Genomic DNA, 11,559 nt, shown 5'->3' on the forward strand with positions numbered 1-11,559 from the left:
GCCCCAGGACGGGCGCCCTTCCCAGGCCCGCCCCTCTGGAGGCGCCGGATCCTCCCGAGCAACCTCGTGAGGGCGCGGCCCCTCGCGAACGCGCGCCTCCCCGGGAGGCCGCACAGCCCCTCAGAGGCGGACGGCCAGCCCGAGAGCCCGCACCGCCTTCCGGGAACGACCAGCCCGGGGATGGCCCACGCCTCCTGGGAGGCGGCCCGCCCGGGGATGGCCTCCACCTCTCGGGGGCGGCCAGCCCGGGGGCCCGCACCTCCTGGGGGCGGCCAGTCCGGGGGCCCGCGCCTCCTGGGGGCGGGTGCCCCTCACGGGTATCGCACTTCCGTGCAAGTCCCCCAAGGCGCGGCCCGCCGTGTGCGGGCGGCTTCTCGGAAGGGACGGGGCGCTCATGGGGGGTGGGGCGCCTGGCTCAGGGGGTTAGGAGGGCGGTGCCGTCGGGGGTGAGGGGGACGGGGAGGCCGGTGGCGGCGGCGCGGGTGGCGGCGACGCCGACGAGGACGCTGCGGATGCCGTCGCGGTAGCCGGCCGGGCGGCCGAGGGGGTCGTCGCCGGGCCCGCGGAAGACGTCGTCGAGCAGCAGCCGGTCGCCGCCGCCGTGCCCGCCGGCGCCCTGCTCGATGGGCACCTGTTCGGGCTGCTCCCAGTGGCGGTGGAGGGTGAGGCGGTCCCAGGCGCCGGCGGCGTGTTCCTTGCTCGCGGCGCTGGGGTCGACGGCGGCGTGCGGCGGCGTCCAGGCCCGCTCGCACACCTCCAGCTCGATCCGCCCGCGCGTGCCGTTGAAGGCGACCCGGTAGCCCTCGAAGGGCGCGTGGGCGGTGAGCGAGTAGGTGAGGATGGCCCGGTTGGCGTAGCGGACCATGACGGCCATGGTGTCGTCGATGGTCACGCCGGGCGCGAAGACGTCCTGGTCGCGGATGTAGCCGTCCTCGTGTTCGGCGTCCAGGTAGAGCCGCTTGAGCCGCTCGTCGGCGGAAATGTCCAGGATGTACGGGTCGCTGCCCAGCCCGGGTGCGCCCTGGCCGCGGGCGGGGCGCTCGCCCCGGGGCAGCGCGTCGCCGTAGAAGCGCAGGTCGGTCTGGGCGAAGACGAGCTGGGGGGCGGCGTCGAGCCACCAGTTGACCAGGTCGAAGTGGTGGGTCGACTTGTGCACGAGCAGCCCGCCGGAGCTGGCGCGGTCGCGGTGCCAGCGGCGGAAGTAGTCGGCGCCGTGGATGGTGTCGAGCGCCCATTCGAAGTGGACGGAGGTGACGTCGCCGATGGTGCCCTCGCTGAGCAGCCGTTTGACGGCGGAGTTGCGCGGCGAGTAGCGGTAGTTGAACGTCACGACGAGCTTGCCGGTGCTGCGCTCGGCGGCCTCGGCGATGGCGGCGCAGCTCTCGGCGTCGACGGTGAGCGGCTTCTCGACGATCACGTCACGGCCGGCGTCGAGGGCGGCGATCACGTACTGGGCGTGGGTGGCGTCGACCGTGCAGACGATCACGGCGTCGGCGAGGTCCAGGAGCTTGCCGTACTCCTGGGGGCCGAAGCAGGGCACCGGGCGGCCGATGCGCTCGGCGTAGTAGTCCATGCGGGTCCGGTTGGTGTCGCACAGGCCGGCGATCGTCCCGGTGTCCTGCCAGTCGCCCAGCAGAGCGTCGACGTACATCTGCGCCCGGTGGCCGAGGCCGACGAAGGCGTACTTGGTGCTCAACTGCTCTTCTCCCCGAGTCGAGGTGGCGGCCGGGGGCCAGGCCGGCCCCCGGCGGTGATCGCGATCAGCCGGCGATCGCGGCGTTGGCCTCCGTCAGGAACTTCTGCGCGGCGGCGTCGGGGGTGGCCCGGCCGAACATGACCTCTTCGGAGTTGCGCTTGAGGATGTCCTCCATCTCCAGGGCGCCCTTCGGCGGGACCTGGATGGGGCTCAGCTCGCTCCTGACCTCGTCGATGAAGGCGAGGGTCTTCTGGTCGGTTTCGGGGAGCTTGGTCTTGACGGCGTCGAGCACCTTGGTGTTGGTGGGCAGGCCGCGGTCGCTGAGCAGGATGGCGGCGGCCTCCGGGTCGTTGACGAGGAAGTCGATGAGCTTGGCTCCCTCGGCGGAGTGCTCGGACTTGGCGGAGGCGGCGTAGAACATGGCGGGCTGCAGGAACATCCCGCCGGTGGTGGCGCCTTCGAGCTTGGGCATGCGCAGCAGCGTCATCTCGGAGCCGGACGACTCGGTCAGCGCGTTGAGCTGGTTGCTCCACCACATGCCCATGGCGCCGGCGTTGGTGCCGAGCAGCGACTGTTCGGGGCCGGTGGCGCCGATCTCGGCGCTCTTGGCGGCGTCGGGCGAGCCCTTGGTCTCGATGAGCTTCTGGTGGATGGCCCACCAGGACTTGAGCGTGTCGGGCGAGACGCCGATCTTGTTTCCGTCATAGAACTTCTCGCCGCGCTGGGCGGCGTAGATCTGCAGGAAGGCCGGGTTGAAGTTGTACTCGGCGCCGGTGACGCCGCCCGCGCCGGAGATCTCCTGGGCCAGGGCCATCCACTGGTCCCAGGTCCAGTCGGTGTCCTTGGGCAGCTCCTTCTTGGCCTTCTCCAGCGCCGCGGTGTTGGCGACCATGGAGAAGGCGTTGACGCCGGTCGGGATCGCGTACTGCTTGCCGTCGACCTGGCCGCTGGCGAGGACCTGCTGGTCGAGGTCGGCGGTGGGCACCTTGCCGGCGAGGTCGGCGAGCGCGCCGCGGCCCGCGTACTCGCTCAGGCCGCGGATCTCGATGCTGAGCACGTCGGGGGCGTCGTTGGCGGCGACCTTGGTGGCGAGCTTCTCGTAGTAGCTGTCCCAGTTGGAGAAGTCGCCTTCGACGTCGATCGTCGGGTTCTTCTCCTCGAACTTGGCGATGACCTGCTCGGTCAGCTTCTGGCGGGCGTCGCTGCCCCAGTAGGCGAAGGTGATGGTGGTCTTGCCGCCTTCGCCCCCACCGCCTTCGCCGCTGTCGCCGCTGCCGCAGGCGGTGACCGCCGTGAGCACGGCCACCGAGAGCGCGGCGACCTTCCACATGGTCTTGCGAGAGCTGAGGTTCACAGCTCTACCTCCTCTTGGAGAGTTGCAGGGGGTGAAGAGGAACTACTTCAAACCGGTCGTCGCCACGCCCCGGATCAGGTACTTCTGCCCCGCCAGGAAGAACCCGAAGATCGGTCCCAGCGACACGATCGACATCGCGAACATCGGCCCCCACGAGGACTCGCCGCTGGAGTCGAGGAACTGGCGCAGCGCCACGGCCACCGTGAGGTTGTCGGAGTTGGTGAGATAGAGGTTCTGGCTGAAGAAGTCGTTCCACGTCCAGATGAAGGTGAAGATGCCGGTGGTGGCCAGGGCGGGCATGCACAGCGGCAGGATGACCTGGAGGAACACCCGCCAGTAGCCGGCCCCGTCGATGGCGGCGGCCTCGTCCAGCTCCCTGGGCAGGGTCCTGATGAACTGCACCATCAGGAAGATGAAGAACGCGTCGGTAGCCAGGAACTTGGGCACGACCAGCGGCCAGATCGTGTTGATCCAGTCGAGTTCGGCGAACACGATGTACTGCGGCACGACGGTCACGTGGTGCGGCAGCATGATCGAGCCCAGCATGACCGTGAACCACAGCTTCTTCAGCGGGAAGTTCAGCCGGGCGAACGCGTAGGCGGCCAGTGAGCAGGCCACCAGGTTCGCCAGCACCGACAGGCCGGTGATCACGGCGGAGTTCCACAGGTAGTAGCCGAAGGAGTGCTTGAGCGCGGTCCAGCCGTCGCCGTAGTTGTCCAGCGTCACCGCGCTGGGCCACAGTCCGGGCTCCCGGAAGATGAGCTCCTCCGGCTTGAGCGAGCTGGAGATCATCCAGAGCAGCGGGTAGAGCATGACCAGCCCGAAGGCGATCAGCAGCAGGTGCTTGAGCAGGCGGCTCCCTCGCGGCATCGGCCGGAACAGGAGCGGGACCTGCTTACTTCGAGTCGCCATAGAAGACCCAATACTTCGACGCGAGGAAGTTCACGCCGGTCAGGCCGGCGATGATGAGCAGAAGGACCCACGCCATGGCGGCCGCGTAGCCCATCTCGTAACTCTTGAAGCCCTTCAGGTAGAGGTAGAGCGTGTAGAAGAGCGTGGAGTCGACCGGGCCTCCGCTGCCGCCGCTCACGATGAACGACTGCGTGAAGGACTGGAACGACTTGATCACCTCGAGGACGAGGTTGAAGAAGATGATCGGGGTGAGCAGCGGCAGCGTGATCGAGCGGAACTGGCGCAGCTTGGTGGCGCCGTCGACGGCTGCCGCCTCGTAGTAGCTCTGCGGGATCTGGCGCAGGCCGGCCAGGAAGATCACCATCGGCGCGCCGAACGTCCACACGTGCAGGAGGATCAGCGTGCCGAGCGCCGTGTCGGGGTCGGAGACCCAGCCGGGCCCCTGGATGCCGAAGACCGCGAGCAGGCCGTTGACCAGGCCGTCGGTGCCGAAGATCTTGCGCCACAGGATGGCGATGGCGACGCTGCCGCCGAGCAGTGACGGCAGGTAGTAGACCGAGCGGTAGAACGACAGGCCGCGCAGTCCGCGGTCGAGCGCCAGAGCGAGCCCGAGGGCGAAGGCGAGCTGCAGCGGCACCGAGACGACCACGTAGACGGTGGTGACCTTCAGCGAGGTGATGAAGCGGTCGTCCTCGAAGAACATCTTGGTGTAGTTGTCGGTCCCGACCCACTTGGCCTCCTCCAGGAGGCTGTAGTTGGTGAACGACAGGTAGAGCGAGGCCAGGATCGGGCCGACGGTGATGACGAAGAGGCCGATGAACCACGGCGCGAGGAAGACGTAGGCCGCGCGGGCCTCACGCCGCCTGTGAACGTTGACGTGGGGGGTCCTCCTGCGGCGTCCTGGCGGCTGATCGGGCGCACGCTTCGGGGCGAGTGCTCGCTCCGGCGTCACAGAGATTGATTCGGACATACATCCCTCTTCCAGGCCCTGCCCGGCACGGCGGGATCGGATAGCGCCTTCCTATAGGCAGGCGAAAAGTTTCGTCAACCCTTTGCAGGTGTTACAAAGCCGTTACCGATATATCGTCAACGCCGTCGTCGCAGGTCAGGTGGGCAGGATCGCAGATGACGGAATCACAACATTTTGCCGTTGGCTCAGATCCACTACAACCGGTTGCATCATGGGAGGGCAACAGAAAGCCGCCCCGTCCTGTCCGGCCGGGGCGGCTACCGAGCGGTGACGCTCACCAGGATCCGCCGAGCTCCTTCAACGTGAACACCCCGCCGGCACGGTCGTGCACCGGGTCGCTCAGGTCCGGCTCGCCCAGCTCGGCGACCAGGGGACCGGCGAACACCTCGGAGTCGTCGCGGGAGACGTACCCGATGGCCTCGGCCTCGCGCAGCGACCACCAGCGGCGTGCGTTGTCCGAGACGCCCCAGACGACGTGGAAGCCGGGCGCGACGAGCGCGGCCTCGACCAGGCGTGCCAGGTCGTCCGGCGAGATCCAGGTGGCCAGGCCGCGCGTGTCGGCCGGGCCCTCGTTGCAGGTGCCGAGCCTGATCACGGTCACGTTCATGCCGAACCTGTCGTGGTAGAGGCTGCCGAGCCCTTCCATGACGACCTTGCTGACCCCGTAGAAGGTGTCGGGGCGGGGGAAGGCGTAGTCGGGCAGGTCCTCGCCGGACGGCGGCCTGGTCTGGAACCCGGCCGCGTGATGGCTGCCCATCAGCACCAGCTGCCGTACGCCCTCCCGCCGCGCGGCCTCCATCAGCACCTGGGTGCCGTCGATGTTGGCCCGGACGATGTCCGCCCACGGGTGCTCGCGGCTCTGCCCGCCCAGGTGGAGCACCGCGTCGACGCCCGCCATCGCCTTGGCCATGGCGGACTCGTCGGCCAGATCGGCGACGGCCGCCTCCTCGCCGGGCCCCGGCTCCAGCGGGAGCAGGTCGGACAGGCGCAGGGTCCGGCCCTCGCGGGCGAGACGGGGACGGAGCAGCGTGCCGACCTTGCCGGCGGCGCCGGTCATGAGAATGCGCATGACTTCTGTTGTACACAAGCCTGGCTTGAATTCACATTCTTGAATATTGACCGTGATGTGCGTCACTCGTTACGTTCGCAGGTACCAAATTCACGTCCGCGATAGATGTCCACATATGTGAACAGGAGGCGGTCTGATGTCACGTCATCTGCTCGGGGTCGCGATCGCGACGGCCCTGACCGTAACGCTGACGGGCTGCGGCTCCGGATCATCGGGTTCGGGTTCCGGTTCGGACGAGGCTCTGGAGATCTGGATCAGGCAGACGCCCGACTCCGACTCCGCCAAGACGGCCCAGCGCCTGGCCGAGGCCTTCACCAAGGCCGCGGGCGTGCCGACCAAGGTCGTCGCGCTCTTCGACGACTTCGAGACCAAGCTGCAGCAGCAGGCGGCCCAGCGCAAACTGCCCGACATCGTCATCAACGACACCGCCCAGATCGGCAACATGCACACCCAGGGCTGGCTTACCGAGGTCGACCGGGCCTCGCTCGCGGGCGGGGACAAGCTGTCCGACCTGGCCTGGAAGGCGGCCACGGCCGCCGACGGCAAGACGTGGGCGGCGCCGTTCTCCGCGCAGGCGTTCGCGATCATCGCGCGAAAGGACTGGCGCGAGAAGCTCGGCATGGACGTCCCCCGCACCTGGGCGGACCTGGCCGCGCTGGCCAAGGCGTTCACCGAGAAGGACCCCGACGGCAACGGCGAGAACGACACCTCCGGCTTCGTGATCCCGGCCGGCACCAAGCGCGGCTACGCCTCCTGGTACGCCTCCTCGTTCATCTACGCCAACGGCGGCGACTTCCTCAGGACCACGGGCAGCGGCACGTTCGCCGCCATGACGAGCGACCCCAGGACCGTCGAGGCCGTGCGGTTCCTCCAGGACCAGTTCTGCACCGCCAAGACCGTCAACCCGGGCGCGGTCAGCAACGACACCACCGTCACCCACGAGGTGTTCGAGAAGGGCCAGGGCGGCCTCTACCTGACCGGTCCGTACGTGCTCGCCCGGTTCGTGGAGAGCATCGGCACCGACAGGATCGAGGTCTTCCCGGTACCCAAAGGCCCCTCCGGCGGCCCCGGCACGCTCGGCGAGGGCGAGAACGTCTACCTGATGGCCGGATCCGGGAACCCCGAGGGCCAGAAGAAGTTCGCCGAGTTCGCGATCTCCGCAGAGGGCCAGCGGATCGGTATGAACAAGGACAACAACGGCGCCATCGTCCGCCTGCCGGTCAACTCCGAGGTCGACCTGGCCGCCGAGCGGAAGGACCCGCGCTGGAAGGTGTTCCAGGACGCCTACCCCGACGCCGTCTACGCCCCGCCCGTGCCGAACTGGGCGCCGATCCGCCAGACCTCGGCCGACTCCATCAACTCCGCGTGGGCCGACTGCGGCATGGACGTCCAGGCCGAGATGGACACCCTCACCACCGAGCTCACGCGGGAACTGCAGGGCCAGAAGGCATCATGACGCCCACGCCCACCCGGGCGCGGCGGCGGGGCGCGCTGATCGCCTGGGCCTTCCTGGCGCCCGCTCTGCTGCTGTTCCTGTACTTCAAGTTCATCCCGATGTTCACCGGGCTGACGATGAGCTTCCAGGAGATCCGCTACATCGACAGCCGGTGGGTGGGGCTGGACAACTACCGCACGATCCTCACCGACGACGCCTTCGCCTCGGCCATCTGGCACAGCCTGGTGCTGGCGCTGGGCACCACGGCCGGGTCCCTGGTGCTGGGCCTGGGGTTCGCGCTGCTCATCGAGGGGCCCGCGCGTTACCTGTGGTTCGTCAGGACCGCGGCGTTCCTGCCGGTCGTGACCACGATGGCGGCAGTGGCCGAGGTGTGGCGGATCATGTACCACCCGGGCGACACCGGCATGCTCAACAGCATCCTCGGCTGGGTGGCGCTGGACCCGCAGCCGTTCCTGGCCAGCGAGGACTCCTCCCTGCTGTCGATCATGGGCATGAGCATCTGGCGCGGGACCCCGTACGACATGATGATCTTCCTGGCCGGGCTGGTCGGGGTGGACCGGACGCTGTACGAGGCCGCCGCGGTCGACGGGGCGTCCACCTGGCGGCGGCTGCGGCACATCACGCTGCCGGCGCTGCGGCCGGTGTTCTGGATCCTGTTCACGCTCGCCGCCATCCGCGGCCTGCGGGTGTTCGTCGAGGTGTACGTGCTCACGAACGGCGGGCCGAACGGGTCGTCCGAGGTGCTCATGACACTGATCTACAAGCTCGGCTTCCAGACGGGCGAGCTGGGCATCGCGTCGGCGGGCGGGATCGTGCTGTTCGCGGCCACGCTGCTGCTGACCGTGCTCGTCCAGCTCATGCGCAGAAGGCAGGCGGCATCATGAGGTTCGACAGCGCGCTGGGGCTGGAGGCCAGGCGCGGGCCGGTGGCCGTGGCCGTGAAGGTCCTGCTCTACTCCGGCATGGTGCTGATCTTCACCGGGCCGCTGGCCGCGTTGCTGATCAGCGCGTTCAACGAGACGCTCGACCCGACCGCGTTCACGCTGTGGCCGGACTCCTTCACCTTCGAGAACTTCGTCCAGGCGGGCGAGCGCAACGTCTACCTCTATCTGTTCAACTCCTTCGTGGTCGTCGGGTTCGGGCTGCTGCTCCAGGTGATCGTGAGCGTGTTCGCCGCGTACGCGCTGGCGCGCAAGAAGTTCCGCGGCATGTCGATCGTCATGCTGATCATGCTGACCACGATGATGCTGCCCGAGGAGATCATCGCGATCCCGCTGTCGCTCGTGCTCGCCGACCTGCCGGTGCTGCACCTCGACCTCATCGGCACGTACGCGGGCATGATCCTGCCTGTGGGCGCCTGGGGGTTCTCCATCCTGGTCATGACCGAGTTCATGAAGGAGGTGCCGGTCGAGCTGGAGGAGGCCGCGCGCATCGACGGCGCGGGCGAGCTGCGCACGTTCTTCACGATCATCCTGCCGCTGTGCCGGCCGGCGCTCGGGGTCATCGGCGTCTTCGGCTTCACCATGATCTGGGACCAGTACCTGCTGCCCCTCATCGTGGCTCCGGAGTCGGGCATGTGGACGCTGCCCATCGCGCTGCGCTCGCTCCGCTCGGACGAGGAGGTGGGCATCGGCGTGGTGCTCGCGGCCTCGCTGCTGGCCCTGCTCCCGTCGATCATCGCGTTCCTCGCCTTCCAGCGTCAGTTCATGCGTGGCCTGACAAGCGGCGCCATCAAGGGGTAGGTGTCCATGTATCTGAACGCCATCCCGTATGCTGACTGGTCGAAGCCGCCGTCGAGATGGGATGATCATGGAGCCGCAGCTGGTCAAGTCCGCCGAGCGGACGGTTCGCATCCTGGAGGCCCTGGCCGCGTCCCCCGCCACGCTGACGCTGTCGGAGCTCCAGCAGGCGACCGGGTTCCCGCGCAGCAGCCTGCACGCGCTGATGCGCACGCTCGTCGAGCTCAACTGGGTCGAGACCGACACCGCCAGATCCGCGTTCGGCATCGGGCCCCACGCGCTGCTCACCGGCACCGCGTACCTGGACAAGGACCCGGCACTGCCGTTCGCGCAGGAGACGCTCGAAGACCTGCGGGAAGAAGTCGGGCAGACCGCCCACTTCGCCCGGCGGGACGACGCGCACGTCCTCTACCTGGCCACCCGCGACTCCCGCGAGGCGCACCACGTGATCCCCAGGGTCGGCAGGCGCCTGCCCGCCCACGTCACGGCACTCGGCCAGGTGCTGCTCGCCCAGCTCACCGACGACGAGGTCGCCGCCCTGCTCCCGACGCCGCTGACCGCCGTCACCGAGCACACGATCGTCGACCTGGAGAAGCTCACCGATGAGCTCGACCAGGTCCGCACCCGGGGCTGGGCCTACGAACGCGAGCAGGGCACGCCCGGCGTCGCCTGCGTGGCGGTCGCGGTCGACTACCGGATCCCGGCCACGGACGCGATCAGCTGCTCGATGCCGGTGGGCCTGCCGCCCGCCGAGATCGAGCGGGTCACCCAAGCGGTGATCAGACACACCCGAAAGCTGGCTGCCACTCTCCGCCGAGAGGGCATCCGCTGACATGGAGGCATAGATGCGGCTAGATGGTGTTCTCTTCTTCCCGGTGACCCCGTTCACGCCCGACGGCGGCGTGTCCGAGGAGCTCCTGAGGCGGCACGTCGCCCAGGGAGTCGAAGCCGGGGCCGGAGGCGTGTTCGCCGCATGCGGCACCGGCGAGTTCAACGCCCTCGATCCGGACGAGTACACCCAGGTGGTGACCACCGCCGTCACCGCCACGACCGGCCGCGTCCCGGTGTTCGGCGGAGCCGGAGGCGCGCTGCCCGCCGCCCGGGCCGTCGCCAGGGCGGCCGCCGCCGCCGGAGCCGACGGGCTGCTCCTCATGCCTCCATACCTGGTCAGCGGGCCCCCCAGCGGGCTCGTCGCCTACGTGCGCGACGTGGCGGAAGCCGGCGGGCTGCCCGTGATCGTCTACCAGCGCGGCACCGCCCGCTTCACCCCCGAGGCCGTCGCCGAACTCGCCCAGGACCCGTCGGTGATCGGCTTCAAGGACGGGCTCGGCGACCTCGACCTGCTCCAGCGCATCATCCTGCGCGTACGCGAGGCGGGCGGCGCCGGCTTCACGTTCTTCAACGGGCTGCCCACGGCCGAGTTCACCGTGCCCGCCTACCGGGGGCTGGGCGTGGACCTCTACTCCAGCGCGGCGTTCGCGTTCGCGCCCGAAGTCGCGCTCGCCTTCCACCGGGCCGTCACCGGCGGCGACGACGCGCTGGTGCGGCGGCTGCTGACCGGCTTCTACCTGCCGCTCGTCGAACTCCGCGACCTGGTGCCCGGGTACGCGGTCTCGCTGGTGAAGGCGGGAGTGCGGCTGCGCGGGCTCGAGGTGGGCGGCGTCCGCGCCCCGCTGGCGGACCCGGCACCGGAGCACGTGGCCGAGCTGGAGAAGATCATCGCAGCCGGCCTGGAAATCGCCAGCTCCTGACCAGGCAGCGAACGGGCCCCCGGTCTGCCGGGGGCCGTCTCGTGCATGCGGCGGTCCGTTCCGCCGCTCGGGGATTGGGGGCCGCTCGGTCCCTGCGGCCCGCCCGACCGTTCCGCCCACTCGGCCATTCGGCCCGCTCGGCCCCCTCGGCCCCCTCGGCCTCTGGGGCCCGCCCGCCCGTTCCGGCTACCCGGCCGGTCGGCCGCTTGGCCCGTTCCGCCCGCTCGGGCGTTGGCCGTCTGGCCCGTTAGGCCGTTGGCCCTGCGGGCTTTTGGCCCGCTCGGCCACTGGGCCCGTTCGGCCGCTCGGCCGCTGGTCCCGTTCGGCCCGGTCGCCCCGTCCGACCCGCTTGGCCGTGCGGCGGCCTGGCCCGTTCCTCCCGTTCAGCCGATTGGCCCGTTCCGCCCGCTCGGGCGTTGGCCGTCTGGCCCGTTAGGCCGTTGGCCCTGCGGGCGTTTGGCCCGCTCGGCCACTGGGCCCGTTCGGCCGCTCGGCCGCTGGTCCCGTTCGGCCCGGCCGCCCCGTCCGACCCGCTTGGCCGTGCGGCGGCCTGGCCCGTTCCTCCCGTTCAGCCGATTGGCCCGTTCCGCCCGCTCGGGCGTTGGCCGTCTGG

General features: G+C 69.6%; 10 protein-coding genes. 5 read left to right on the plus strand and 5 right to left on the minus strand.

What is annotated here, in order from left to right; all coding sequences use genetic code 11:
• Positions 1-415: 415 nt before the first annotated feature.
• The 5 genes from AB0J53_RS23075 to AB0J53_RS23095 form a co-directional block, all read right to left on the minus strand.
• A complete protein-coding gene (locus AB0J53_RS23075; RefSeq protein ID WP_364175523.1) occupies positions 416-1,696 on the minus strand; it encodes a Gfo/Idh/MocA family oxidoreductase in 1,281 nt (426 codons plus the stop codon).
• A 64-nt stretch (positions 1,697-1,760) separates the two neighbouring features.
• Positions 1,761-3,050, minus strand: a complete 1,290-nt coding sequence (locus AB0J53_RS23080; RefSeq protein WP_364175526.1) for an extracellular solute-binding protein — start codon at positions 3,048-3,050, stop codon at positions 1,761-1,763.
• Between the two features lie 42 nt (positions 3,051-3,092).
• Entirely contained in the window at positions 3,093-3,962 is an 870-nt protein-coding gene (locus AB0J53_RS23085) for a carbohydrate ABC transporter permease (RefSeq protein ID WP_219503363.1), read from the minus strand.
• Positions 3,946-4,932, minus strand: coding sequence for a sugar ABC transporter permease (locus AB0J53_RS23090; RefSeq protein WP_219503367.1), 987 nt, complete (start codon positions 4,930-4,932; stop codon positions 3,946-3,948). Before AB0J53_RS23090 ends, AB0J53_RS23085 begins: the two co-directional genes overlap by 17 nt.
• A gap of 274 nt (positions 4,933-5,206) precedes the next feature.
• Complete coding sequence (locus AB0J53_RS23095) at positions 5,207-6,001, minus strand: NAD(P)-dependent oxidoreductase (protein ID WP_357585273.1); 795 nt, start codon at positions 5,999-6,001, stop codon at positions 5,207-5,209.
• 136 nt (positions 6,002-6,137) lie between these two features.
• Here AB0J53_RS23095 and AB0J53_RS23100 point away from each other — a divergent pair, with 136 nt between their 5' ends.
• From AB0J53_RS23100 to AB0J53_RS23120, 5 genes are all read left to right on the plus strand, one after another.
• The gene (locus AB0J53_RS23100; protein ID WP_364175531.1) at positions 6,138-7,457 is read left to right on the plus strand and encodes a sugar ABC transporter substrate-binding protein; all 1,320 of its coding nucleotides are present in this window, start codon (positions 6,138-6,140) and stop codon (positions 7,455-7,457) included.
• Positions 7,454-8,341 carry a sugar ABC transporter permease gene (locus AB0J53_RS23105; protein WP_357585277.1) on the plus strand — a complete coding sequence of 296 codons (888 nt, stop codon included), beginning with the start codon at positions 7,454-7,456 and terminating at the stop codon, positions 8,339-8,341. The genes AB0J53_RS23100 and AB0J53_RS23105 overlap by 4 nt, the downstream gene beginning before the upstream one ends.
• The gene (locus AB0J53_RS23110) at positions 8,338-9,198 is read left to right on the plus strand and encodes a carbohydrate ABC transporter permease (RefSeq protein WP_364175535.1); all 861 of its coding nucleotides are present in this window, start codon (positions 8,338-8,340) and stop codon (positions 9,196-9,198) included. Before AB0J53_RS23105 ends, AB0J53_RS23110 begins: the two co-directional genes overlap by 4 nt.
• Before the next feature lie 67 nt (positions 9,199-9,265).
• Entirely contained in the window at positions 9,266-10,027 is a 762-nt protein-coding gene (locus AB0J53_RS23115) for an IclR family transcriptional regulator (RefSeq protein WP_364175538.1), read from the plus strand.
• Positions 10,028-10,040: 13 nt separating this feature from the next.
• Positions 10,041-10,946 carry a 5-dehydro-4-deoxyglucarate dehydratase gene (locus tag AB0J53_RS23120; protein ID WP_364175541.1) on the plus strand — a complete coding sequence of 302 codons (906 nt, stop codon included), beginning with the start codon at positions 10,041-10,043 and terminating at the stop codon, positions 10,944-10,946.
• Positions 10,947-11,559 lie beyond the last annotated feature (613 nt).

The sequence above is a fragment of the Nonomuraea sp. NPDC049725 genome, from assembly GCF_040674795.1.
GTDB classification, from domain to species: Bacteria; Actinomycetota; Actinomycetes; order Streptosporangiales; family Streptosporangiaceae; genus Nonomuraea; species Nonomuraea ceibae.

Excerpts from the sequence above, each read along its gene's own strand:
- AB0J53_RS23085 (WP_219503363.1), bottom strand. The coding sequence starts at position 3,962 with ATGGCGACTCGAAGTAAGCAGGTCCCGCTCCTGTTCCGGCCGATGCCG.
- AB0J53_RS23090 (WP_219503367.1), bottom strand. The coding sequence starts at position 4,932 with ATGTCCGAATCAATCTCTGTGACGCCGGAGCGAGCACTCGCCCCGAAG.
- AB0J53_RS23095 (WP_357585273.1), bottom strand. The coding sequence starts at position 6,001 with ATGCGCATTCTCATGACCGGCGCCGCCGGCAAGGTCGGCACGCTGCTC.
- AB0J53_RS23100 (WP_364175531.1), top strand. The coding sequence starts at position 6,138 with ATGTCACGTCATCTGCTCGGGGTCGCGATCGCGACGGCCCTGACCGTA.
- AB0J53_RS23105 (WP_357585277.1), top strand. The coding sequence starts at position 7,454 with ATGACGCCCACGCCCACCCGGGCGCGGCGGCGGGGCGCGCTGATCGCC.
- AB0J53_RS23110 (WP_364175535.1), top strand. The coding sequence starts at position 8,338 with ATGAGGTTCGACAGCGCGCTGGGGCTGGAGGCCAGGCGCGGGCCGGTG.
- AB0J53_RS23115 (WP_364175538.1), top strand. The coding sequence starts at position 9,266 with ATGGAGCCGCAGCTGGTCAAGTCCGCCGAGCGGACGGTTCGCATCCTG.
- AB0J53_RS23120 (WP_364175541.1), top strand. The coding sequence starts at position 10,041 with ATGCGGCTAGATGGTGTTCTCTTCTTCCCGGTGACCCCGTTCACGCCC.